The following is a 22,475-nucleotide window of genomic DNA, read 5'->3' as shown; positions in this document are numbered from 1 at the left end:
TCCGGAAATCCTCCGCCGCCCCGCCCGGCACCGCTACCGGACGGCGCCCGTCACCATCCACCGGTCGCCCCGGGCCCGCAGGCCCAGCGTGACCATCCGCGTCGCCATCCACAGCCCGATCGCCCCCCACAGCCCGACGATCCCCGCGTCCGCCCGGTACAGCAGCAGCGCCGCCGGGAGGAACACGACCGTCGCGACCAGCGTCGTCACCGCCAGGTAGGCGCCGTCGCCCGCGCCGATCAGGATCCCGTCGAGGACGAACACCACGCCTGCGACCGGCTGCAGCACCGCCACCAGCAGCAGCGAGGCCAGCAGCAGTTGCCGGACGTCGCCGTCGGAGGTGAACAGGTCCGGCAGCCACGGCCGCACCGCGAGCACGGCCAGCCCGAACACCACCCCGCACGCCACGCCCCAGCCCACCATCCGGCGGGTGACGTCGCGGGTCCCGGTCACGTCCGCCGCGCCCAGGTACCGCCCGGTGATCGCCTGGCCCGCGATCGCGATCGCGTCCAGGGCGAACGCCAGCAGCGTCCACACCTGGAACCCGACCTGGTACGCGGCGATCTCCGCGTCGCCCATCCGCGCGGCGATCGACGTCCCGACGATCAGCACGATCCGCAGCGCCGCCGTGCGCAGCAGCAGCCCGAGACCGGCCGTCGCGGACGTCCGCAGCCCGGCCCAGTCCGGGCGGACCGGCGCGCCCTCCCGCCGCGCCGCGCGCAGCACCACCGCCACGTACACCGCCGCGCTGCCGGTCTGCGCGAGCACGGTGCCCCACGCCGACCCGGCGATCCCCCACCCGAGGACCAGCACGAACACCGCGTTGAGCAGCAGGTTCAGGGTGAACCCGCCGATCGAGACGGCCAGCGGCGTCCGGGTGTCCTGCAGGCCGCGCAGCACGCCCGTCCCGGCCAGCACCACCAGCATCGACGGGATCCCGAACAGGCTGATCCGCAGGTACGTCTCCGCGAACGGCGCCACCGACGCGGACGCGCCGAACGCGTCCACGATCGGCGGGATGAGCGGCCAGCCCGCCGCGATCAGCACCGCGCCGATCGCGACCGCCAGCCACATCCCGTCGATGCCCTGCCGCACCGCCGCCCGCCGGTCCCCCGCGCCGATCTGCCGCGCGACGCCCGCCGTCGTGCCGTAGGCGAGGAAGACGCACAGGTAAACCAGCGTGTTCAGGGCCTGCCCGGCGACGCCGAGCCCGCCGAGCTGCGCCGTCCCGAGATGGCCGACGATGGCCGAGTCCGACAGCAGGAACAGCGGTTCCGCCACGAGGGCGCCGAACGCCGGCACCGCCAGCCGCAGGATCTCCCGGTCATGCCGGCTCGCCCGGAACCTCACCATGCGCTCCCCGGCCTCTGTAACTCTTCAAAGAAGTTCACACCTTACAGCACCCGGATCGCCCGACTTTCTCTTCCCCACACCCGGTGGACGACGTTTCCGCAGCTCACGACCTGCCGCCAAAAGCAGCGGGCGAACTTTCCCCAGAGTTGTCCACAGGTCGTGCACAACGTGTCCCGCGTGTCTGCACAGGTATTCCACAGGTTCGTCCACACGCTGCTTTGCCCCCGCCCGCGTGGGCTCGGGAGAATGTCGGACGCCTGAGGTAGACGTGATGAGGAACGGTCGGCGATGGGCGGACGGGGCGCCCGGCGGCCGGGAGGAAGGGGGTGCGCCAGGTGAGCGTGACCGAGCTCGGACCGCACGAGCAGGAGTTCGAACGCACCCCACCGCACGACATCGCGGCCGAGCAGGGCGTCCTCGGCGGCATGCTGCTCTCCCAGGACGCCATCGCCGAGGTCGTCGAGGTGCTCCGCACCCAGGACTTCTACCGCCCCGCGCACCAGATCATCTACGACATCGTCCTCGACCTGTACGGCCGCGGCGACCCCGCCGACGCCGTCACCGTCGCCGGCGAGCTCACCAAGCGCGGCGAGATCGGCCGCATCGGCGGCGCCCCCTACCTGCACACGCTCATCTCGTCGGTGCCCACCGCCGCGAACGCCGGTTACTACGCCAAGATCGTCCACGAGCGCTCGGTGCTGCGCCGCCTCGTGGAGACCGGCACCCGCATCGTCCAGATGGGCTACGCGGCCGACGGCGCCGACGCCGACGAGGTCCTCGACCGCGCCCAGGCCGAGGTCTTCGCCATCGCCGAGAAGCGCGCCGGTGAGGACTACGTGCCGCTCAGCGAGATCATGCCCGGCGCCCTCGACGAGATCGAGGCGATCGGCAGCCGCGGCGGCCAGATGGTCGGCTGCCCCACCGGCTTCGCCGACCTCGACGCCCTCACCAACGGCCTGCACCCCGGCCAAATGATCGTCGTCGCCGCAAGACCCGCCATGGGCAAGGCGCTAGAGCTGGACACGCCGCTCCCGACTCCCACCGGCTGGACGACGATGGGCGAGGTCAAGGTCGGCGACCGGCTCATCGGGGCCGACGGCAGGCCCACCCGCGTCGTCGCGGCGACCGAGGTGATGCACGGCCGCCCCTGCTACGAGGTCGAGTTCTCCGACGGCGAGGTCATCGTCGCCGACGCCGAGCACCAGTGGCGCACCATCACCGGCGACGGGCACGGCGCGTTCTTCACGGCGCGCGCGCACGGCACCGGAACGGCCGAGCACCCCGCACCTCGGGATGGCACACCGCCCACCGGCTGGGGCCCGCACGCCCGGCACGGCGCGGCCCCGCGCCGGAGGGCCGCCGCGCACCTCACCGCCCGTACCCCTGTCCCGGTCGGCGCCGCCGTGACTCCGTGGGCCGCCCAGGTCACCGTGGAGGCGGCCCGCCTCAGCGGCACCGCCTGCCGCGACCGCCGCGCCGGCGCGCGCGGCCCGTCAGGGCGGGCCCGGATCCGGACGACCGAGGAGATCTTCTCCGACCTGCGCCGCGGCGCGCGCCACGCCGTCGAGGTCGCCGCCGCGTTCGACCTGCCCGACGCCGACCTGCCCGTCGACCCGTACGTCCTCGGTGTGTGGCTCGGCGCGGGCGAGGACGGCGACGGCCGCATCACCTGCCTCGACGGGGCCGTCATCGCCCAGATCGAGCTGACCGGCCAGCCGGTCGTCCCCGAACCCCTCCCGGGCTGCTACGCCCTGCCCGGCATCGACGGTCGGCTCGCCGCCCTCGGCCTGCTGGACGGCAGGCACGTCCCCGCCGCCTACCTGCGGGCGTCCTCCGCCCAGCGGCGCGCGCTGCTGGCCGGGCTGCTCGACGTGTGCGGCAAGACGTCCCCGGCCGGGCGCGTCGACGTCGCCCTCCCGTCCGCGCGGCTCGCCGGGGGGATCCGTGAACTCCTCGCTGGCCTCGGCCACCTCGCCGCCCTCGACCCGCGCGACGAGCCGGTGCACCACGTCGCCTTCACCCCGCACGAGCCGGTGTTCCGGGCCCGCCGCGAGGCCGACCGGCACCGCCCGGCGCGGGTGCGGTACATCGTGGACGTGCGGCCGGTCGCGAGCGTGCCCGTCCGGTGCGTCCAGGTCGACAACGCCGACCACATGTACCTCGCCGGGCGGTCCTGCGTCCCGACGCACAACTCGACGCTGGCCCTCGACTTCGCCCGCGCCGCGTCCATCAAGCACGGCCTGACCTCGGCGTTCTTCAGCCTGGAGATGGGTCGCAACGAGATCACGATGCGGCTGCTGTCGGCGGAGGCCCGCGTGGCCCTGCACGCCATGCGCTCCGGCACCATGCAGGACGAGGACTGGACCCGTCTCGCCCGGCGGATGAGCGAGGTCGCCGAGGCGCCGCTGTTCATCGACGACTCGCCGAACATGTCGATGATGGAGATCCGGGCGAAGTGCCGGCGGCTGAAGCAGCAGCACGACCTCCGCCTGGTGATCATCGACTACCTGCAGCTGATGACGTCCGGCAAGCGGGTCGAGAGCCGCCAGGTCGAGGTGTCGGAGTTCTCTCGTTCGCTGAAGCTGCTCGCCAAGGAACTCGGCGTCCCCGTCATCGCGCTGTCGCAGCTCAACCGTGGCCCCGAACAGCGAACCGACAAGAAGCCCATGGTGTCCGATCTACGTGAATCGGGATCCATCGAGCAGGACGCGGACATGGTGATCCTGCTGCACCGCGAGGACGCCTACGAGAAGGAGTCGCCGCGCGCAGGCGAGGCCGACCTGATCGTCGCGAAGCACCGCAACGGCCCCACCGCCACGGTGACGGTCGCCTTCCAGGGCCACTACAGCCGCTTCGTCGACATGGCCCAGTAACCCCGCATCCCCGAGACCCCGGAACCGGCGGGGACGTGACGGTCGGCGGCTCAGTTTCGGGGGGTTAGATGGGGACGGTGATTCCGGCGGTGTGCAGTTCGGTCAGTGCTCTGGAGAGGCACTGGTCGGCGGTGGAGCCGTCGGCGCGCAGGCCGTGAGGCAGGGGGCCGCCGCTCGCCGCGAACGTCCAGGCGGGGCGTCCTTCGGCGAGGCGCTCGGCGTCCACCCGAAGGAGGGCGTTGACGCCCTGTTCGGCGAGCCATTCCAGGATGAGCAGGGCGGCGTCCTCGATGCCGTCCCGCGTCTTCGGCCAGCGGTTCTTGCGGGTCGCCACGCCACGACTCTAGTGACGCGGGTGTTCGGGGGAACTTGCGTGGATTCGGTCGCGTCCATCTGAGGGTGCGGGGGAGTCGGTGGGCGTGCGTGGCGGCCGTTGTCGCGGCGGTGGCGGGGGCCGTCGGGCTGGGGACGGCGGACCGGGGGATCGAGCGGCGGTCCGCGGTGGTGTCCGGGGTGCCGGTCGAGGTGGTGCGGCCGGACGAGGCGGCGGGACGGCTTCCGGGGGTGGTGGTCGCGCCCGGGCTGTCGTCGAGCATGCAGCTCATGCGGGGGTTCGCGGACACGCTGGCGCGGCGGGGGTACGTGGTCGAGCTGGTGGACCTGGCGGGCGGCGGCGCCAGTACGGAGCGGTTGCCGGGACTGGGGGACGGGCCGGCGGCGGAGGCGCGGCTGGACCGGGACCTGGACGTCGCGGTCCGGCATCTGCGGGCCGCACCGGGGGTGGATGGAGGCCGGATCGGTCTGCTCGGGCATTCGATGGGCGCGGCCGCTGCGGTGCGTTATGCGAGCGCGCATCCGGACGTGGGGGCGACCGTGGCGATCTCGCAGGGGACGATGCCGTTCGCGGCGACGAGCCCGCGGGATCTGCTGCTGGTCGCTGGCGGGTTCGAGTTCGCCGGCTACCGCGATGGGGCCGTTAATGCGTTGCGGGCGGCGTATCCGGAGGGGCGGACGGGGGTCACGTACGGGGATCCGCGTGCGGGGACGGCGCGGCGGGCCGTCATCGTGGGGGGCGCCGAGCATGTGGGCGTCCTCTTCCAGCCGCGGACGCACCGAGAGGCCGCGGCCTGGTTCGACCGGGCGTTCGGGCGTGCCGGTGGGGCGCCCCGCGTCGGGATCCGGCCTTTCCAGCGGGCGGGTTCGGCGATGCTGCTGCATCTGGCGGCGGTGCTGAGCTTCGCCGCGATCGTGTCGGCGCTTCTGGGACGGCCCACTGGTGAGAGCGGCGCGCGCGCGAAGTTGCCTTTGAGGCTCGTGCTGGGGGCGCCGGTGGTGGCCGTTCTTGCGGCGGTCGGGGTCGTCGGGGCGATTCCGCGTGGGGTGCTTCCGGTCGGGATCGCGGGGCCGCTGGCCGGGTTCTTCGGCGTCGTCGGTCTCCTGTGCGCCGCATTGCCGGTCATGCGAGGGAAGGGACGTGAGGGTCTGGGACGGCCGCGGATCGTCGCGTCCGCCGCCGTGCTGGTCGTGCTGACCGTGGTGTCGTTCGCCGTGCCTGCTCAGCTGGGGTGGGCGCACGCCGTTCCGGTGGGGCCGAGGGTGTGGGCGCTGATACCGGTCGCCGTGTGCGCCATGGTGTTCTTCGCCGGGATCGAGCTGCTGTGCGACGGCTACAGCGCGCGCGCCGCCGTGCTGATCCACGCGTGGACGGCGGCGGGCGCGCTGGCGGGTCTGGGGGTCGCCGCGGTGTTCGGGCTGGTGTCGTGGTTGGTGCTCCTGGTGGCGCCGCTGATCGCGGGGTTGCTGGTCTGGCAGGGCGTCCAGGCGGCGGCGCTGCGCGCCGTCCGGGCGCCGGTGTGGGTGCCGGCGCTGGCCGGCGGCGTCCTGCTGGCCTGGCCGATCGCGGTGACGATGCCGATCGGCTGACCGGCCTCAGCGGGCGGGGCGTTCGAAGATGAGCTCGCGGCCGTCGCGTTCGTCCCACTGCTCGCCGACGTGGCGGAATCCGTTGCCGGCGAGCGTCGCCAGGGACGCGGCGTTGTCGGGGCTGATCGTGGCCCGGACGGTCCGCACGGACGGTTCGGCGGCGGCGCGGGCGAGGAGCGCGGCGAGCATCGCGGTGGCGTGGCCGCGGCGCCGGTGGGCGGGGTCGACGGAGTAGGCGATCTCGACGGTGCCGTCCTCGTCGGGCGCGGAGTGGAAGCCGGCGTGGCCGACGACGGCGCCCTCGGGTTCGGAGACGGCGGCGCGGACGATCCAGGCGGCGTCCTCGGGGGACCGTTCCAGCTGGTCGAGCCGGTACCGCCACAGCAAACGGGCGTCCTCGCCGAGGAAGTACGCGGTGAGGGGGGCTCCGGCGAGGGCGGAGGCGGTCGCGAGGTCGCCGTCCAGCAGCGCGGTCATCACGGGGGGCGGCAGTTCGACGAAGCGGAGGGTCACGGGCGGCTCCTGGCGTGGTGGTCGGTGACGCGGGTGAGCATCTCGGTGAGCTGGGCGCGTTCCGGCGGGGACAGCGGCGCGAGCAGCTCGTCCTGGATGCCGTCGAGGACGCGGTCGAGTTCGCGCAGATGGCGGCGGCCGGCGGGGGTGAGCGTGATGATGTTGCGGCGCCGGTCGGCGGGGTCGGGTGCGCGCTCGACGAGCTTCTTGCCGGCCATCTGGTTGAGCGCGGCGACGACGTCGCTGCGGTCGATGGCGGCGCGGCGGCCGAGGTCGGCCTGGCTGGCGGGGCCGTACTCCTCCAGCGTGGCGAGCAGCCGGTAGTGGTAGCCGCGGGCGCCGGCGGCGGCGAAGCGGTCGGCGACGAGCCGGTGGCTGTGCGCGGACGCCTGGTTGATCAGCCAGCTGGCGGCGTGCCGGAGCCGCTCGGGCTGCCGGGCGTCGTCGGTGATCATGCGGGCCAGTCTACTTGTTGGCATCACCAATGAATAGCTGTACTGTTGGCTCTACCAACGTTGGCCACGCCAACGAACTAGGAGGAGTCATGGAACAGCGCGACCGCGACGAGCTCACCGACCTGATCGGGCGGCTCGGGCTGTGGCTGGACGGCAAGCACTTCGACGACCCGCGCGCCGTCTTCACCGAGGACGCCGAGGTCACGACCCCCGGCGGGACGTCCAAGGGGGCCGACGCGCTCGCCGCGCAGGCCCGCCGCAACCACACCGTCCCGACCCAGCACTTCGTCACCAACCCGCTCATCGAGATCGACGGCGACCGGGCCGCCATCGGCGCCAACCTGCTGGTCGTCTTCGCGCACGAGGACGGCCCCCGCGTCCTCGGCGAGCGCTACGACCTCCAGGCCGCGCGGACGCCGGACGGCTGGCGCGTCGCCGGCGTCCGCTCGACCCTGATCTGGGACCTGCGGGCCGCCTGACCCGGTCAGGGCGCGGTCAGCCGCTCGGACAGCTCGCGGAGGCGGGCGCGGGCCCGCGGGTCGTAGGCCTGGCCGTCCGCGCGGGACTCGCGGAGTCCGTCGAAGAACCGGCCGGACACCTCGTCGAGGGCCGGGTCGGTGACGAGCCGGTGCGTCGCGCGGACGCCCTCCTCCAGCGTGCTGATCGGCGAGGCGACCATCTTCGTCGGCATGTAGGTGGCGGGGTGCAGGGCGTTCGCGGTGACGCCCGTCCCGGCCAGCTCGTCGGCCAGGTCGATGGTGAACAGGATCTGCGCGAGCTTGCTCTGGCAGTACGCCCGCGTTCCGCTGTAGCCGCGGGTGATCATCGGGTCGTCGAAGTCGATGGCGGTCTGGCCGAGGCTGCTGACGTTGACGATCCGGGCCGGCGCCGAGGCGGTCAGCGTGGGCAGCAGCAGCCGGGTCAGCAGGTACCCGGACAGGTAGTTGACCTGGAAGGTCAGCTCGTGGCCGTCGGCGCTCTCGCGGCGCGGGCCCGCGGTGCCGATGCCCGCGTTGTTGACCAGGACGTCCAGCCGGGGATGGTCGGCGCGGACCGCCTCGGCGAGCGCGCGGGTCTCGGCGAGCGACGACAGGTCCGCCCGGTACCAGGACGCCCTGCCGCCGATCTCCTTGAGGGTCTCCGCGCCGCGCCGGTCGTCGCGGCCGTGCACCAGCACCGTCGCGCCCTCGGCGGCGAGCTCGCCCGCCAGGGCGCGGCCGAGCCCGTCGGTCGCGCCGGTGATCAGGATGGTCTGCTGGTCGATGGGACGCATGATCCCATCGTGCTCGGCGGGCGGCGGACGTAACCAGGGCGTGCCCAGCCTGGTATCCGGACCACCAGGCTGGACGGCCCCGGGCGGGCGGGTCACGGCCGGTCGAGGAAGTCCCGGACGAGCTTGACGAACTCGTCGGGGCGCTCCGCCATCACGACGTGGCCGGTGTCCAGCTCGGCGTACTCGCTGCCCGCGATGGCCGCGAACAGCTCCCGGTGGTTCTCGACCGGGATCGTCTGGTCGCGGGTCGCGCCGACCACCAGCGTCGGCGCGGTGATCCGCGGCAGCAGCCCGCGGATGTCGAGCCGCCGGACGAGGTCGAGCTGCCGGAGCAGGCCCTCGGTGGGCCGCATGAACGCGTTCGCCTCCTCGAGGGCGTCGTGCCCGATCTGGTTGAGGAACGGGCGGCTGTACGCGGTCAGCGTCGCGAACCGGCCGAACCCGTCCGGGACGTCCGCGAGGGCCAGCCAGGTGGTCATGTGCTGCCGGACGTACTCGTCGCCCGCGTGGGTCAGGCCCGCGATGGGCACCAGCCTCCGCACGAGGTCGGGGCGCAGCGCCGCCGCGGCCGCGACGGTCGGCGCGCCGAGCGAGAACCCGACGACGTCGGCCGGGCCCGCCGCCGCGTCCTCGATCACCGCGTTGACCTGCTCGGCGAGCGTCTCGATGGTCAGCGGGGCGCCGTCGTCCTCGGCGGGGACGCTGCCGGACAGGTCGGGCAGGATCACGGTGCGGTGGCCGGTGAACCGGTCGAGGAGCCCGTCCCACATGACCGAGCCGGGTCCGGCGCCGTGCACCAGGACCAGCGCGGGGCCGGAGCCCTCGATGCGGTAGGGCACGCGGGCGTTCCCGACGGTGAGCGTCGCCATTGTCGGCCGTCCTTTCGGTGGTGGTCGTTCGTGTCCGGATCAGGTCCGGACGTTCTCGACGCTGCCACCGGCGGTCCGCGATGAGGAGCGGACCGCTTTGGCTAGGACAAGCGATCCCAGTCTCGCCCGTTCTGACCTGCCGTCCGGGGCGGAATCATGGAGGCATGGAGATGGACCGGACGGAGCTCGCCGACTTTCTGCGCCGCTCGCGGGAGCGGCTGCGGCCGCAGGAGGTGGGCCTGCCCGCGGGGCCGCGCCGCCGGACGCCGGGCCTGCGCCGCGAGGAGGTGTCGCAGCTCGCGGGCATGTCCGCGGACTACTACATGCGGCTGGAGCAGGCCCGCAGCCCGCAGCCGTCGGTGCAGCTGCTCGGCGCGCTCGCCCGCGCGCTGCGCCTCACCGCGGACGAGCGCGACCACCTGTACCTCCTCGCCGGGCACCGGCCGCCCGCCGGGCCGTTCGCGGGCGAGCACGTCCGGCCGGGCCTGCTCTACCTGCTGGACCGGCTGCACGAGACGCCCGCGCAGATCATCGGCGACCTCGGGGACCTGCTCGCGCAGAACGCCCTCGCGCAGGCCCTTTTCGGCTGCGTGTGCACGGTGGATGAGCCGGACCGGAACATCGTGTGGCGGTGGTTCACCGACCCGTTCGTCCGGTCCGCGTACCCCGAGGAGGAGCACGAGCACTACAGCCGCCTGCACGTCGCGCACCTGCGCGCCGCGGCGGCCCGCCGCGGCAACGACGCCGCCGCGTCCGCGCTGGTCGAACGGCTGCACGGCGCGAGCGAGGAGTTCACCAGGCTCTGGGAACGGCACGAGGTCGCCGTCCATCGCAGCAGCCGCATGAAGGTCCTGCACCCGGAGGTCGGCGCGATCGAGTTCGATACCGAGGCCCTGCTCACCGCGGCCGAGGACCAGCGGGTGTTCGTGTTCACCCCGCCGCCCGGCACCGCCAGCATCGAGGCCCTCGAACTCCTGCGCGTCATCGGCCCCGAGACCGCGCACCGCAGCCACACGTGACCGGGGACGCCTAGCGGGCGGCCACGAGCCGCCACAGCGACGTGGTCTCGGACGACCGGGCGGCGTGGAGCGGGTCGTCCGGGTCGGCGGCGTGCGGGTGCGCGGGCCGGGTGTCGAGGCGCCCGGCGACGGCCAGCCCGGCCGCGTCGACCAGCCGCAGCAGATCGTCGCGGCTGCGCAGGCCGAGGTGTTCGGCCAGGTCGGACAGGATCAGCCAGCCCTCGCCGCCCGGTTCCAGGCGGTCCGCGAGGCCGGCGAGGAAACCGCGGAGCATCCGGCTCTCCGGGTCGTACACGGCGCGTTCCAGCGGCGTGGTCGGCTTCCCCGGAACCCAGGGCGGGTTGCAGACGACGAGCGGGGCGCGCCCCTCCGGGAACAGGTCGGCCTCGACGAGTTCGACGTGTTTCGCGACGTCCAGCCGCTCGATGTTCTCCTGGGCGCACGCAAGCGCGCGCGGGTCCTGGTCGGTCGCGACGATGCGCTGCACTCCACGGCGTGCCAGCACCGCCGCGAGCACACCGGTTCCCGTACCGATGTCGAACGCGACCGTGGTCGCGGGCAGCGGCGCCTGCGCGACCAGGTCCACGTACTCGCCCCGCACAGGGGAGAACACCCCGTAGTGCGGGTGGATACGGTCGCCTCCCAGCGCAGGGATCGGAACGCCCTTCTCGCGCCATTCGTGCGCGCCGATGAGGCCGAGAAGCTCCCGCAGGGACATGATGTAAGGCTCGTCGTCCGGCCCGTACGCCTCCGTGCACGCCTGCGCCACGTCCGGTGCGCGCCGCAAGGGGATCGTGTGGCCGGGCTCGAACGGGATGAGCAGCATGCCCAGCGTGCGGGCGCGCTGCGCGCGCGCCTGCCGGTAGAGGTGGAACGCCTGCACCTGCGACGGTTCGGGTTTCCGCTTGCGTTTCCGCGGCGTCCGGTCGGCGCGCCGCGCCATCGCCGTGAGCAGCTGCCGCGCGTTCTGGAAGTCGCCGCGCCACAGCAGCGCCGTCCCCTCGCACGCCAGCCGGTACGCCTCGTCCGCGCGCGTCGCGTCGTCGGCGATCACCACGCGGCGGGGCGGGGCGGCGCCGCTCTCCGACCGCCACCGCGCCGAGCGGTCCCGGCCGTCCTCGCGCCAGCCGATCACGGTCCGCTCGTCCACACCGAGCAGGGTAGCGGCGGCGACGGGGCCGATGGGACGATCACGCCATGCGTCTACCAGGTCCGTTGCACGTGCTGAACGAGGGCCTGGCCTTCGTCCTGGAGCTCGCCGCGCTGGCCGCGCTGGCGTGGTGGGGCTTCACCGCGGGCGGGAACGTGATCGTGCACGTCGTCCTCGGCCTCGGGACGCCCGTGGCGGCGATGGTCCTGTGGGGGATGTTCGCCGCTCCCCGCGCCCGCTTCAAGGTCGCGCTGCCGCTCGTCCTGCTGGTGAAGGCGGTCGTCTTCGGCGCCGGGGCGCTCGCGCTCTACGGCGTCGACCGGCCGGCCCTCGCGGTCGGGTTCGCCATCGTTGCGCTCGTCAACACCGCCCTCGCCACCATCGACCGCGACGCCGCCTTCCGCGCCGCCGCCCCATGAGCTGAACCCGGCACGCGCCCGCAGGGCCGGGATGCGGCCGAGGTCAGTCGGCGGCTTCCGCGGACTCCTCGGTGGCGGCGGCGAGGTCGGCGCTGGACAGGTGCCGGGACGTCTCGGCGAGCTTGCGGAGCGCCGCCTCCGACGGCGAACCGGGCTCGGCCGCGTACAGCATCAGCCGGCTGAGCTCGGGGTCGCCGGGCAGGTGCAGCGTCTCGAACGGCAGGACGAGCCGTCCGACGTCGGGATGGTCGATGCGCGCCTCGCCGTGCGTCAGCTCCGTGACGTGGTGCGCCGACCACAGCCGCACGAACTCCGGGCTGCGCGCGCGCAGGTCGTCGATGAGCGCGCGCAGGTGCGGGTCGTCGGGGTCCTGTCCGGAGCGGAAGCGCAGGTAGGCGACGTTGCGGCGGGCGACGGTGGGCCAGTTGTCGCCGAGCCGCACCTGGTAGTCGGCGTTGAGGTGGATCTGGTGCGACCAGGTCCGCTCCTCCGGCGGGACGCCGGCGAGGTCCACGAAGATCGCGGCGGTGAGCCGGTTCCACGCGACGACGTTGGTGTAGTGCCCGACGACGTACGCGGGTGCGTGGGTGATCGAGTCGAGCAGGTGCTGCAGCGGCGGGCGCAGCCGGGCGGGCGCGTGCGGGCGGGGCCGGCGCGGCGGGTGCGCGAGGCGGTGCAGGTGGGCGTGCTCGACGGCGTCCAGCCGCAGCGCCCGCGAGATCGCGTCGAGGACCTCGGCGGACACGCCGTCCGCGGTGCCCTGCTCCAGCCGGATGTAGTAGGCGACGCTCACGCCCGCGAGCTGCGCCAGCTCCTCGCGCCGCAGGCCCGGGACGCGGCGGCGGGTCCCGTAGGCGGCGACCCCGGCGTCCTCGGGGCGCAGCCGGGCCCGCCGCGACTTCAGGAACTCGCCGAGTTCGGTGTTGCGCGCCATGCCGGTGAGGCTATCCGGTGATCCTGCTACTGCCGGTGGTACGAACGGGCGGGGGCTGGGTGTGCGCGCGGCGCGGCGCGAGAGTCGCTGCCATGAGCGTTCTCACGAGCGCCGCGGTGACCGCCTCCGAGCGGATGTCCCCGCGGCACAAGCTGATCCTGACCCTGCTGCTCGGCGCGCAGTTCATGCTCGCCATCGACTTCTCCATCCTCAACGTGGCGCTTCCGGTGGTCGGCAAGGGCCTCGGTTTCGGCCTCGGGCAGCTGCAGTGGATCGCGACGGCGTTCGCGCTGCCCGCCGCCGGGTTCACGCTGCTGTTCGGACGCGTCGCCGACCTGGCCGGACGCCGCCGGATGCTGCTCGCCGGGATGGCGCTGCTGGCCGCCGGCTCGCTGGTCGGCGGGCTCGCCGCGTCCCCCGCGATGCTGCTGGTCGGCCGGGTCATGCAGGGCCTCGCGACCGCGATCGCGACGCCTGCGGCGCTGTCGCTGCTGACCACCTCGTTCCCCGAAGGGCCGATGCGGACGCGGGCGCTCGGGCTGAGCGGCGCGCTGATGTCCGCCGGGTTCACCGTCGGCGCGGTGCTCGGCGGCGTGCTCACCGACCTGCTGAGCTGGCGCTGGGCGTTCCTGATCAACGTGCCGGTCGCGGTGCTGATCCTGGCGGTGACGCCGGCGCTGGTCGCCGAGAGCCGAGCGCGAGACGGGGCGCGGCTGGACGTCCCCGGCGCGGTCACCGTCACCGGCGGCCTCCTCGCCCTCGTCTACGGGATCACCACCGCCGGGCAGCACGGCTGGGCCGACCCGGTCGCGCTGGCCGCGCTGGCCGCCGCCGTCGTCCTGCTGGTCGCGTTCGTGCTGGTCGAGCGGCGCTCCCCGGCCCCGCTCGCGCCGCTGAACGTGCTGACCCGGCGCAGCGTGAGCTGGGGCAACGCGGGCGGGTTCGTGGCGTTCGCCACCGAGACGTCGCTGGTGTTCCTGATGACCCTCTACCTGCAGCAGGTCCTCGGCTTCTCCCCGCTGACCACCGGCCTCGCGCTCGGCGTCCTCGGCGCCGGGACGTTCGCGGGCGGCGTCGCCGCGCCGCGGATCATGGGCCGGTTCGGCGGCCGGGCGACGCTCGTCGGCGGGCTCGTCCTGCAGGCCGCCGCGACGGCCGCGCTGCTCGGCCTCGGCGCGGAGCGCTCGGCGCTGCCGCTGCTGCTCGCCGCGACCGCGATCGGCGGGTTCGGGAACCTCGTCGCGATCGTCGCGTTCATGGGGACCGCGACGTCCGGGCTGCCGGACGGCGAGCAGGGCCTCGCGACCGGCCTCGCCACCATGACGCAGCAGGTCGCGATCACCCTCGGCATCCCGGTGATGAGCGCCGTCGCCACCGCGCACGCCTCCGTCCTCGGCGGAGTCCACGCCGCGACGCTGGTCAACGCGCTGATCGCGGTCGCGGGCGGCGCCCTCGTCGGGCTGTTCCTGCGCCGCCCCCGAACCCCCGGACGCGCCCGAACCCCTGGACGCTCCTGAACCCCTGGAAGGGACGAATCCGATGGATCTCGAACTCGCGGGCAAGGTGTTCATCGTGACCGGCGCGTCCGCCGGGATCGGTGCGGCGACCGCGCGGCTCCTCGCCGACGAGGGCGCGCGGGTCGTCGGCGTCGCCCGCACCCCGCACGGGGACGGCGTCGCCGCCGACCTCACCGACCCGTCCGCCGCGCAGCGGATCGTGGACGCGGCGCTCGACCGGCACGGCCGCCTCGACGGCCTCGTCAACAACGCCGGGGCGCTCGACTCGCGGATCGGCTTCCTGGACGTCACCGACGACCAGTGGCACGCCACGTTCGAGCTGAACTTCCACGCCGCCGTCCGGATGGCGCGCGCCGCGCTCCCCGCGCTGATCGACCAGGGCGCGGGCAGCCTGGTGCACGTGTCCAGCGAGGCGGGACGGTTCCCCGACACCCCGCTGGTCGACTACGCGGCGTCCAAGACGGCGCTGCTGTCGGTGTCGAAGACGCTGGCGGGGGAGTTCGGCCGGTGCCGCATCCGGTCCAACGTCGTCGCGCCGGGGCCCACCCGCACCCGGCTGTGGGACGAGCCGGGCGGGTTCGCCGAGCAGCTGTCAGCGCAGTACGGGCTGCCGGTGGAGGAGGCGATCGACCGGTTCGTCCGGGAGGAGCGCCGGCTCCCGACCGGGCGGCTCGGCGCGCCACAGGACGTGGCGCGCGTCATCGCGTTCCTGCTGTCGCCGCTGTCCGCCCAGGTGACGGGCGCCGAATGGGCCGTCGACGGGGGAGCCCTCCGGCAGCTCTGAGCGCGGCGGGGATCACAAGGCGATGGGCCGGGCGCGGGGTGCCCGGCCCATCCCCGTCCTTCAGGCGGGGACCTTGTCGAGGAAGCCGGTCACGCGGTCGAAGCGGCCGTCGTCGTCGAAGGTCGCCACGTCGAAGCCGACCACGATCGCCTCGCCGCCCTCGGGGCCGAGCTCCCAGGTGAACCGGGCCACGTTGTGGTGGGCGTCGACCGCGCCCGCCGCCCGGAACACCAGGCCGGGGAACTGGCCCTGCGCGGCGCCGATGAACGCGTCGATCGCGTCGCGGCCCTCGGCGACGCCCAGCGGGTCGACGTAGACGGGGTTCTCGGTCCACAGCGCGTCGATCGCGGCGCGGCGGGCGGCGGGGTCGGTCTCGTTCCAGGCGGCCAGGTACTGCTCGACCCGCTGCTGAACGTCGCTCATCTCACTTCTCCTGTCATCCGTCCGGGTTCGTCCGCCCCGGTGATCTCTACGGTGCCGTGCCGGCGGCCGGAGATCGATTACCTGGGACGTCATGCGGGGTCCGACCGAATTCGCCCGCCTTGATCCCGGATAGTGTCTGGCTGCGAACTCCCCCGGCGGCCATCCCCCTCCGGCCATCCCGCGACGGCCGCCCCGCGGGGGACGGACCCGCCCCTGGGAAGGAACGTTCCAAAAGTGACCGCCGAGGCCCCCGCGCACCCCTTGCACGCGAGCGGCCGCGCGGGCGCGACCGCCTCCATCGGCCTGGGCGTGCTCGGCGCGCTGTTCTTCTCCGCCTCGTTCATCGCGAACCGGATGATGGCGGTCGGCGGCGGCGCCTGGGAGTGGACCGGCGCGCTCCGCTTCCTCTTCTCGCTGCCGATCTTCCTCGCGATCGTCGGGGCGCGCGGCGGCGTCCGGCCCGTCCTGCGGGCGCTGCGCGCCGACCCGCTCCCGTGGACGCTGTGGAGCACCGTCGGATTCGGGCTCTTCTACGCGCCGCTCTGCCTGGCCGCCGACCTCGCGCCCGGCTGGACGGTCGCCGCGACCTGGCAGGTCACGATCGTCTGCGGGATGCTCCTCGCGCCGCTGCTCTACGCCGACGAGCGCGGCCGGATCCCCGGCCGGGGCGCCGCGCTGTCGCTGCTGATCCTCGCCGGGGTGTTCCTCAGCCAGGCCGGCGGGCACGGCGGGACGTCCGCGGGCGCGGCGGGCGGCGTCGCGGTCGTGCTGGTCGCCGCCGTCGCCTACCCGGTCGGGAACCGCCGGACGATGGAGCTGGCCGGGGCCCGCCTGGACACCTTCCAGCGGCTGCTGGCCATGTCGATCGGCAGCCTGCCGTTCTGGATCGCCGTCGCCGCGGCCGGAGGCGTCCGGGCGGGGGCGCCGACATCGGGGCAGCTCGTCGCGAGCCTGGTCGTCGCGGTCAGCTCCGGCGTGATCGCGACGTCGCTGTTCTTCGCCGCGACGCACCGCGTCCGCCGGCACCCGCTGCGCCTCGCCGCCGTGGAGGCCACGCAGGCCGCCGAGGTGGTCTTCGTCGCCCTGCTGGAACCGCTGTTCACCGCCACGGACCCGCCCGGCGCCGTAGCATGGACGGGCATCGCCGCGATCGCGCTCGGGGTCGTCCTCTACGCCTTCGCGGGCCGCCCCTCCCCCGAGGGATGATGTCGTTTTTCCGCCAGTGAACATGCCTGACCATCGGTGATGCTGGAGGCATGCACGAGGACGTGGAAAGGTGCGTGCGGGCCGTCCAGTCGAAGGACGCCCGCTTCGACGGATGGTTCTTCACCGGGGTCGTGACCACCGGGATCTACTGCCGCCCGAGCTGCCCGGTCGTGCCGCCGAAGCCCGAGAACATGCGGTTCTACCCCAGCGCCGCCGCCGCGCAGCAGGCCGGGTTCCGCGCCTGCAAGCGCTGCCGGCCCGACACCAGCCCCGGCTCCCCCGAATGGAACCACCGCGCGGACGTCGTCGCCCGCGCCATGCGGCTGATCGCGGACGGCGTCGTCGACCGCGAGGGCGTGCCCGGACTCGCCGGACGCCTCGGCTACAGCACCCGCCAGGTCGAACGGCAGCTCAATGCCGAACTCGGCGCCGGCCCGCTCGCGCTCGCGCGCGCGCAACGGGCCCAGACCGCGCGGCTGCTCATCGAGACGACGCCGCTGCCCATGGGCGACATCGCGTTCGCGGCCGGATTCGCCAGCATCCGCGCGTTCAACGACACCGTCCGGGAGGTGTTCGCCCTCACCCCGACCCAGCTGCGCGACCGCGTCGCCAAGGGCCACCCGCCCGCCGGCTCGGGGACGCTGTCGCTGCGGCTGCCGTTCCGCGCGCCGCTGTGCCCCGACAACCTGTTCGGGCACCTCACCGCCACCGCCGTCCCCGGCGTCGAGGAGTGGCGGGACGGCGCGTTCCGCCGCACCATGCGGCTCCCCCACGGGCACGGCATCGCCGCCCTGAGCCCGCGCCCCGACCACGTCGCCTGCACGCTGACGCTGGGCGACCTGCGCGACCTCACCATCGCGATCAGCCGCTGCCGCTGGATGCTCGACCTCGACGCCGACCCCGTGGCCGTCGACGACCTGCTCCGGGCGGACCCCGCCATGGCACCGCTTGTCGACAAATCACCCGGACGCCGTGTCCCGCGCACCATGGACGCCCCGGAGTTCGCCGTCCGGGCCGTGCTCGGGCAGCAGGTCTCCGTCGCCGCCGCGCGCACACACGCGGCACGCCTTGTCACCGCGCACGGCGACCCCATCACCGACCCGGGAGGCGGCCTCACCCACCTCTTCCCGACCCCTGCCGCGCTCGCGGAACTGGACCCCGAGGCGCTCGCCTTCCCCAAGACGCGCCGCACCACCCTCACCACCCTCGTGGACGCGCTCGCCAACGGCGAGATCGACCTCGGCGTGGGAAGCGACTGGGACGAGGCCCGGACGCGCCTCTACGACCTCCCCGGCTTCGGCCCCTGGACCGTCGAGACCATCGCCATGCGCGCGCTGGGAGACCCCGACGCGTTCATACCGGGCGACCTCGGCATCAAGAACGCCGCCAAGGCACTCGGCCTCCCCGCCACACCGGCGGCTCTCACCAAGCACGCCGCACAGTGGCGCCCATGGCGCGCCTACGCCGTGCAGTACCTGTGGGCCACCAGCGACCACCCCATCAACCTTCTCCCCGCCAACTGACCAGGAGACGTACCCATGGAACCGACGCACGTCGTCGTGGACAGTCCCGTCGGGCCGCTCACCTTGGTGGCCATAGACGGCGCACTATGCGGCCTGTACATGGTGAACCAGCGGCACCGTCCGCCACAGGAGTCCTTCGGCGCCCCCGGAGACCCCGGGGACGAACCGTTCGCCGCCACCGCCGAACAGCTCACCGCGTACTTCGCCGGAGAGCTGACCGAGTTCGACCTCCCGCTCAACCTGCGCGGCACCCCCTTCCAAGGACGGGTCTGGGCCGCCCTCCAGGAGATCCCCTACGGCGAGACCACCACGTACGGGGAACTCGCCGTCGAACTCGGCAAGCCCAGCGCGTCCCGGGCCGTCGGCCTCGCCAACGGCAAGAACCCCGTCGGCCTCATCGTCCCGTGCCACCGCGTCGTCGGCTCCACCGGAAGCCTCACCGGCTACGGCGGCGGCCTCGACCGCAAGCGCTACCTCCTCGACTTCGAGCGCAGGACCCGCAGCGTCGAGGCGGCGCTCTTCTGAGCCACCCGCTCCGCCGCCGCGTGCACGGCCTCCCCTCGACGGGGCGGCCACCGTTCTGTCAGAGGCGGGAGTTACCGTGCTCGAAGAGCACGCGAAACGTGGAAAGGCAGACCAAGGTGGAGTTCCGAGTCGACCGTCAGACGCTCGCCGAGGCCGTGGCGTGGGCGGCGCGGACGCTGCCCGCACGCCCCGCGCTGCCCGTCCTCGCCGGGATGCTCGTCGAGGCCACCGCCGACGGCGGGCTCGCGTTCGCCGGATTCGACTACGAGGCGTCCACCCGCGCGCGGGTGGACGCCGACGTCGCCGAGCCCGGCCGCGCCCTCGTCCCCGGCCGGCTCCTCGCCGAGATCGTCCGGAGCCTGCCCGCGCAGCCCGTGGAGTTCACCACCAAGGGCGCCGAGGTCGTCGTCCGCTGCGGCCCCGCCGAGTTCGGCCTGCTCACCCTGCCCGTCGAGGACTACCCGACGCTGCCCGAGCCGCCCACCCGCGCCGGCACCGTCCCCGGCGACCTGTTCGCCGCCGCCGTCGCCCAGGTCGTCCCGGCGGCCGGGCGCGACGACACCCTCCCCATGCTCACCGGGGTCCGCATCGACATCGACGGCGACACCATGTGGCTCGCCTGCACCGACCGGTACCGCATCGCCGCCCGCGAGCTGACCTGGTCGCCCGCCGAGCCCGGGTTCACCGCCGGCGTCGTCGTGCCCGCCCGCACCCTCGCCGACACCGCCAAGGCGATCCGGCCCGGCGCCGAGGTCGCCCTCGACCTCACCGGCGCCGCCGACACCCTGATCGGCGTCTCCGGCGGCGGCCGCAGCATGACCAGCCGCCTCCTCGACGACCAGTACATCAACTACCGGTCCCGGCTCACCGGCGACTGGACGTCGGTCGCCGAGATCCGCACCGCGCCGTTCGTCGAGGCGATCAAGCGGGCCGCGCTGGTCACCGAGCGCGGCACCCCGATCCGGCTCGGGTTCACCGCCGGCGAGGTCCGCATCCGCGCCGCGGCCGGCGACTCCGCACGCGCCAACGAGAGCCTCGGCGTCGAGCTGTCCGGCGACGACATCGACATCGCGTTCGCGCCGCAGTACCTGCTGGACGGCCTCGCCGGCATCGACACCGAGTACACCCGCCTCGAATGCGCCGGCCCCACCAAGGCCGCCCTGCTCACCGGCATCCCCGACCGCGAGGACGGCGAGGAGCCGGGCCCGGACGCCCCGTCCGACACCGGCTTCCGCTACCTCGCCATGCCCGTCCGCCTGACCGGCTGACCCGCACTCCTCACGACCCGGCCCTCACGATCCGGCCCCTCACGACGTGTCGCCGTTGGCGATCCACTGGAGGCCGCGGGCCAGGTCGCGGCCGGTGGGGGCGCGGTCGGGGTCGATGAGGTACTGGGCCATGACCCCCGTGAGCAGTGCCTGGTAGAAGCTGCCGACCGCCCAGGCGGTGTCCGGGTCGGCGTCGGGGTCCAGACCGCCGAGCACCTGGGCCAGCCCGAGGCGGGCCTCGCCCAGGCCGGCGGCGAGCTGCTCGCGCAGCGACGGGACGTGCGGCAGCTGGCCGATGACGTCGAAGGTGGCGGTCCACAACCGCTGGTGCTCGGCGAACGACCCGGTGATGTGGTTCCAGGCGACCTCGAAGCGTTCGGCGGCGGTGGCGCCGGGGCCGAGAGGCGCGGCGGCCAGGGCCTCACCGAGTTGCCGTCCCCACTCCTCTGACGCCTGGGCGAGCGCCTGGTTGAGCAGCGCCTCCTTGGAACCGAAGTGGTAGCCGATGGCCGCCATGCTGACGCCGCCCGCGGCGGCGGTGATGTCGCGGATGGTCGTGCGCGCGTACCCCTTGTCGTACAGGCAGCGCTTGGCCCCGGCGAGCAGGTCTTCGCGGTTTCCCATGGCCGGACATGCTAGCACCCGATTTAGGCAAACGCCTCAGGCAAGCGACTTGGGCAAGCGTCTTGCGCAAATGCCCAAAACGCGGTTAGTGTCCTCGCCATCGACCTTGATCAACGGACATGGGCAGGCGAACATGCGTAAGGCACTGGGTACGGGGCTGGCGGCGGCCATCGGAGCGGTCGGGGTGACGGCGGTGCTGGCGGGCACGCCGGCGGCCGCGGCGGAGTCCACGACGGCGGCGAGCGCGACCGTCCGCACCGACAAGGGTCTGGTGCGCGGGACCGTCACCGGCGACCACCGGACTTTCCAAGGCATCCCGTACGCGGCTCCACCAGAGGGGCGGTTGCGGTGGCGCTCGCCCCGCCCGGCCGACGCCTGGACAGGGGTGCGGGACGCGACCGAGCCCGGCGCGCTGTGCGCGCAGAGCGGGGACCACCTGGGCCAGGGCAGCGAGGCCGAGGACTGCCTCTACCTCAACGTCACCACCCCCGCCAAGGTCGCGCCCGGCAAGCGGCTGCCGGTCCTGGTGTGGGTGCACGGGGGCAGCTTCAAGGACGGCGGCGGCAGCCTGTACGGCGCGCGGCGGCTGGCCGTCAAGGGCCAGGCCGTCGTGGTGACCGTCAACTACCGGCTCGGCGTCTTCGGCTTCCTCGCCCACCCGTCCCTCGACCAGGGAAAGAGCGCCTCGGGCGACTTCGGGCTCGAGGACCAGCAGGCCGCCCTGCGCTGGGTGCGGCGGAACGCGGCCGCGTTCGGCGGCGACCCCGGCGACGTGACCCTGGCGGGCGAGTCGTCCGGCGCCATCAGTACCTGCGCGCAGCTGACCGCGCCCGGATCGGCCGGGCTGTTCGACCGCGCCATCACCCAGAGCGCGCCGTGCACCGCGCCGCAGGCGCCGTCGATGGCGCTGGCCGACAACCCCCGTCCCCGCGCGCAGGCCGAACGCGACGGCGAGGCGCTGGTCAAGCGGCTGAACCTCGGTGCCGCGCCCACCGCCGACCGGCTCCGCCGGGTTCCCGTCCAGGACCTGCTGAAGGCCGCCGCCGACCCCGCCCAGCCCGGGTTCGGGCCGGTCGTCGGCGGCCCGGTCCTGCCCGAGGACCCGGCCCGCGCCATCACCGCCGGCCGCTTCCACCGCGTGCCGGTGCTCGCCGGGACCAACCACGACGAGGAGCGCATGCACGTGTGGGGCCTGGAGATGGCCAAGTACGGCGGCCCCATCCCGGCGGACGCCTACGACGACGAGGTCCGCGCCGCGTTCGGCGACCACGCCGCCAAGGTCCTGGCCCGCTACCCGCTGAACCGCTACGCCTCCGCCGGCCAGGCGCTCGCCACCGCCCTGACCGACGCCGAATACGCCAAGCCCGCCCTCGACACCTACAAGGCCCTGTCCCTGCGGGTGCCGACCTACGCCTACGAGTTCGCCGACGCCGGCGCCCCCTGGTTCGCCGGCGTCGCCAAGCCCTATGCGATGGGCGCCTACCACGCCTCCGAGCTGCCCTACCTGTTCGAGACCACCGGCACCGAGCCTCTCGCCGAGGCCCAACGGCCCCTGTCCGACCAGATGATCGGCTACTGGACCCGCTTCGCCCGCACCGGTGACCCCAACGGCTCGGCCGCCCCGGCCTGGAAGCGCTCCACCCCCGCCCGCCCCTACATCCAGTCCTTGGCGCCTGGCGAGCACGGCATCAAGCCCGCCGCCTTCGCCCATGACCACAACTACGCCTTCTGGGCCTCACTGGACCGCTGACCATCACCTCATCGGCCGCCCGCGCCGCCTCCCGAGAATGGGCGGCGCCGGCGGCGGGCTCGGCGCCGGTCCGC

General features: G+C 74.0%; 22 protein-coding genes. 12 read left to right on the top strand and 10 right to left on the bottom strand.

What is annotated here, in order from left to right:
• Positions 1–33 precede the first annotated feature (33 nt).
• Complete coding sequence (locus ABZ914_RS02785) at positions 34–1,353, bottom strand: MATE family efflux transporter (RefSeq protein WP_500191196.1); 1,320 nt, start codon at positions 1,351–1,353, stop codon at positions 34–36.
• A gap of 335 nt (positions 1,354–1,688) precedes the next feature.
• Here ABZ914_RS02785 and dnaB point away from each other — a divergent pair, with 335 nt between their 5' ends.
• Positions 1,689–4,226, top strand: coding sequence for a replicative DNA helicase (gene dnaB, locus ABZ914_RS02780; protein ID WP_500191194.1), 2,538 nt, complete (start codon positions 1,689–1,691; stop codon positions 4,224–4,226).
• 64 nt (positions 4,227–4,290) lie between these two features.
• Here dnaB and ABZ914_RS02775 read toward each other — a convergent pair whose 3' ends face one another.
• Positions 4,291–4,560 (bottom strand): hypothetical protein, encoded by a 270-nt coding sequence (locus ABZ914_RS02775; protein ID WP_500191193.1) that lies wholly within the window; start codon positions 4,558–4,560, stop codon positions 4,291–4,293.
• An 89-nt stretch (positions 4,561–4,649) separates the two neighbouring features.
• Here ABZ914_RS02775 and ABZ914_RS02770 point away from each other — a divergent pair, with 89 nt between their 5' ends.
• Positions 4,650–6,149 carry a dienelactone hydrolase family protein gene (locus ABZ914_RS02770; RefSeq protein WP_500191192.1) on the top strand — a complete coding sequence of 500 codons (1,500 nt, stop codon included), beginning with the start codon at positions 4,650–4,652 and terminating at the stop codon, positions 6,147–6,149.
• Between the two features lie 6 nt (positions 6,150–6,155).
• Here the strand turns inward: ABZ914_RS02770 and ABZ914_RS02765 are convergent, their stop codons facing one another.
• Together ABZ914_RS02765 and ABZ914_RS02760 are read right to left on the bottom strand one after the other, a co-directional pair.
• Complete coding sequence (locus tag ABZ914_RS02765; RefSeq protein ID WP_500191191.1) at positions 6,156–6,662, bottom strand: GNAT family N-acetyltransferase; 507 nt, start codon at positions 6,660–6,662, stop codon at positions 6,156–6,158.
• Entirely contained in the window at positions 6,659–7,117 is a 459-nt protein-coding gene (locus ABZ914_RS02760; protein ID WP_387025698.1) for a MarR family winged helix-turn-helix transcriptional regulator, read from the bottom strand. The genes ABZ914_RS02765 and ABZ914_RS02760 overlap by 4 nt, the downstream gene beginning before the upstream one ends.
• Before the next feature lie 89 nt (positions 7,118–7,206).
• Between ABZ914_RS02760 and ABZ914_RS02755 the strand changes: the two genes are divergently transcribed.
• Positions 7,207–7,596, top strand: a complete 390-nt coding sequence (locus ABZ914_RS02755) for a nuclear transport factor 2 family protein (protein WP_190863105.1) — start codon at positions 7,207–7,209, stop codon at positions 7,594–7,596.
• A 5-nt stretch (positions 7,597–7,601) separates the two neighbouring features.
• Here ABZ914_RS02755 and ABZ914_RS02750 read toward each other — a convergent pair whose 3' ends face one another.
• Positions 7,602–8,390: an SDR family NAD(P)-dependent oxidoreductase gene (locus ABZ914_RS02750; protein WP_190863107.1), complete on the bottom strand. Its 789-nt coding sequence runs from the start codon at positions 8,388–8,390 to the stop codon at positions 7,602–7,604.
• A 92-nt stretch (positions 8,391–8,482) separates the two neighbouring features.
• Positions 8,483–9,259, bottom strand: coding sequence for an alpha/beta fold hydrolase (locus ABZ914_RS02745; RefSeq protein ID WP_500191188.1), 777 nt, complete (start codon positions 9,257–9,259; stop codon positions 8,483–8,485).
• A 164-nt stretch (positions 9,260–9,423) separates the two neighbouring features.
• Here ABZ914_RS02745 and ABZ914_RS02740 point away from each other — a divergent pair, with 164 nt between their 5' ends.
• Complete coding sequence (locus ABZ914_RS02740; RefSeq protein WP_500191187.1) at positions 9,424–10,278, top strand: helix-turn-helix transcriptional regulator; 855 nt, start codon at positions 9,424–9,426, stop codon at positions 10,276–10,278.
• Between the two features lie 10 nt (positions 10,279–10,288).
• On the opposite strand, the gene ABZ914_RS02735 is transcribed toward ABZ914_RS02740, so the two are convergent.
• Positions 10,289–11,428 carry a methyltransferase gene (locus tag ABZ914_RS02735; protein WP_500191186.1) on the bottom strand — a complete coding sequence of 380 codons (1,140 nt, stop codon included), beginning with the start codon at positions 11,426–11,428 and terminating at the stop codon, positions 10,289–10,291.
• A 47-nt stretch (positions 11,429–11,475) separates the two neighbouring features.
• On the opposite strand from ABZ914_RS02735, the gene ABZ914_RS02730 reads away from it, so the two are divergent.
• A complete protein-coding gene (locus ABZ914_RS02730; protein ID WP_500191184.1) occupies positions 11,476–11,847 on the top strand; it encodes a YrdB family protein in 372 nt (123 codons plus the stop codon).
• Between the two features lie 43 nt (positions 11,848–11,890).
• On the opposite strand, the gene ABZ914_RS02725 is transcribed toward ABZ914_RS02730, so the two are convergent.
• Entirely contained in the window at positions 11,891–12,781 is an 891-nt protein-coding gene (locus ABZ914_RS02725) for a helix-turn-helix domain-containing protein (protein ID WP_500191183.1), read from the bottom strand.
• 92 nt (positions 12,782–12,873) lie between these two features.
• Here ABZ914_RS02725 and ABZ914_RS02720 point away from each other — a divergent pair, with 92 nt between their 5' ends.
• Entirely contained in the window at positions 12,874–14,298 is a 1,425-nt protein-coding gene (locus ABZ914_RS02720; protein ID WP_500191181.1) for an MFS transporter, read from the top strand.
• Positions 14,299–14,320: 22 nt separating this feature from the next.
• Entirely contained in the window at positions 14,321–15,082 is a 762-nt protein-coding gene (locus ABZ914_RS02715; RefSeq protein WP_500191180.1) for an SDR family NAD(P)-dependent oxidoreductase, read from the top strand.
• A 60-nt stretch (positions 15,083–15,142) separates the two neighbouring features.
• On the opposite strand, the gene ABZ914_RS02710 is transcribed toward ABZ914_RS02715, so the two are convergent.
• Positions 15,143–15,505, bottom strand: a complete 363-nt coding sequence (locus ABZ914_RS02710) for a nuclear transport factor 2 family protein (protein WP_190863124.1) — start codon at positions 15,503–15,505, stop codon at positions 15,143–15,145.
• A gap of 234 nt (positions 15,506–15,739) precedes the next feature.
• On the opposite strand from ABZ914_RS02710, the gene ABZ914_RS02705 reads away from it, so the two are divergent.
• From ABZ914_RS02705 to dnaN, 4 genes are all read left to right on the top strand, one after another.
• On the top strand, positions 15,740–16,711 hold the full coding sequence (locus ABZ914_RS02705; protein ID WP_500191177.1) for a DMT family transporter: 972 nt from the start codon (positions 15,740–15,742) through the stop codon (positions 16,709–16,711).
• A 50-nt stretch (positions 16,712–16,761) separates the two neighbouring features.
• Positions 16,762–18,234, top strand: coding sequence for an AlkA N-terminal domain-containing protein (locus ABZ914_RS02700; protein ID WP_500191176.1), 1,473 nt, complete (start codon positions 16,762–16,764; stop codon positions 18,232–18,234).
• A gap of 15 nt (positions 18,235–18,249) precedes the next feature.
• Positions 18,250–18,759, top strand: a complete 510-nt coding sequence (locus ABZ914_RS02695) for a methylated-DNA--[protein]-cysteine S-methyltransferase (RefSeq protein ID WP_500191174.1) — start codon at positions 18,250–18,252, stop codon at positions 18,757–18,759.
• A gap of 116 nt (positions 18,760–18,875) precedes the next feature.
• Positions 18,876–20,027, top strand: a complete 1,152-nt coding sequence (gene dnaN, locus ABZ914_RS02690) for a DNA polymerase III subunit beta (protein ID WP_500191214.1) — start codon at positions 18,876–18,878, stop codon at positions 20,025–20,027.
• 39 nt (positions 20,028–20,066) lie between these two features.
• On the opposite strand, the gene ABZ914_RS02685 is transcribed toward dnaN, so the two are convergent.
• Positions 20,067–20,651 (bottom strand): TetR/AcrR family transcriptional regulator, encoded by a 585-nt coding sequence (locus ABZ914_RS02685; protein WP_500191172.1) that lies wholly within the window; start codon positions 20,649–20,651, stop codon positions 20,067–20,069.
• Between the two features lie 133 nt (positions 20,652–20,784).
• On the opposite strand from ABZ914_RS02685, the gene ABZ914_RS02680 reads away from it, so the two are divergent.
• A complete protein-coding gene (locus ABZ914_RS02680) occupies positions 20,785–22,401 on the top strand; it encodes a carboxylesterase/lipase family protein (protein WP_500191171.1) in 1,617 nt (538 codons plus the stop codon).
• Positions 22,402–22,475 lie beyond the last annotated feature (74 nt).

The sequence above is a fragment of the Spirillospora sp. NPDC046719 genome, from assembly GCF_040645715.1.
Classification (GTDB): Bacteria; Actinomycetota; Actinomycetes; order Streptosporangiales; family Streptosporangiaceae; genus Spirillospora.
The sequence above is the reverse complement of the archived record's forward strand: the minus strand, read 5'-3'. Positions and strand labels throughout refer to the sequence as shown.

What these genes read in the sequence shown, in the direction of transcription:
- ABZ914_RS02785 (WP_500191196.1), bottom strand. Translation starts at nt 1,353, where the DNA reads ATGGTGAGGTTCCGGGCGAGCCGGCATGACCGGGAGATCCTGCGGCTG.
- ABZ914_RS02760 (WP_387025698.1), bottom strand. Translation starts at nt 7,117, where the DNA reads ATGATCACCGACGACGCCCGGCAGCCCGAGCGGCTCCGGCACGCCGCC.
- ABZ914_RS02755 (WP_190863105.1), top strand. Translation starts at nt 7,207, where the DNA reads ATGGAACAGCGCGACCGCGACGAGCTCACCGACCTGATCGGGCGGCTC.
- ABZ914_RS02750 (WP_190863107.1), bottom strand. Translation starts at nt 8,390, where the DNA reads ATGCGTCCCATCGACCAGCAGACCATCCTGATCACCGGCGCGACCGAC.
- ABZ914_RS02745 (WP_500191188.1), bottom strand. Translation starts at nt 9,259, where the DNA reads ATGGCGACGCTCACCGTCGGGAACGCCCGCGTGCCCTACCGCATCGAG.
- ABZ914_RS02740 (WP_500191187.1), top strand. Translation starts at nt 9,424, where the DNA reads ATGGAGATGGACCGGACGGAGCTCGCCGACTTTCTGCGCCGCTCGCGG.
- ABZ914_RS02730 (WP_500191184.1), top strand. Translation starts at nt 11,476, where the DNA reads ATGCGTCTACCAGGTCCGTTGCACGTGCTGAACGAGGGCCTGGCCTTC.
- ABZ914_RS02725 (WP_500191183.1), bottom strand. Translation starts at nt 12,781, where the DNA reads ATGGCGCGCAACACCGAACTCGGCGAGTTCCTGAAGTCGCGGCGGGCC.
- ABZ914_RS02720 (WP_500191181.1), top strand. Translation starts at nt 12,874, where the DNA reads ATGAGCGTTCTCACGAGCGCCGCGGTGACCGCCTCCGAGCGGATGTCC.
- ABZ914_RS02715 (WP_500191180.1), top strand. Translation starts at nt 14,321, where the DNA reads ATGGATCTCGAACTCGCGGGCAAGGTGTTCATCGTGACCGGCGCGTCC.
- ABZ914_RS02710 (WP_190863124.1), bottom strand. Translation starts at nt 15,505, where the DNA reads ATGAGCGACGTTCAGCAGCGGGTCGAGCAGTACCTGGCCGCCTGGAAC.
- ABZ914_RS02700 (WP_500191176.1), top strand. Translation starts at nt 16,762, where the DNA reads ATGCACGAGGACGTGGAAAGGTGCGTGCGGGCCGTCCAGTCGAAGGAC.
- ABZ914_RS02695 (WP_500191174.1), top strand. Translation starts at nt 18,250, where the DNA reads ATGGAACCGACGCACGTCGTCGTGGACAGTCCCGTCGGGCCGCTCACC.
- ABZ914_RS02685 (WP_500191172.1), bottom strand. Translation starts at nt 20,651, where the DNA reads ATGGGAAACCGCGAAGACCTGCTCGCCGGGGCCAAGCGCTGCCTGTAC.
- ABZ914_RS02680 (WP_500191171.1), top strand. Translation starts at nt 20,785, where the DNA reads ATGCGTAAGGCACTGGGTACGGGGCTGGCGGCGGCCATCGGAGCGGTC.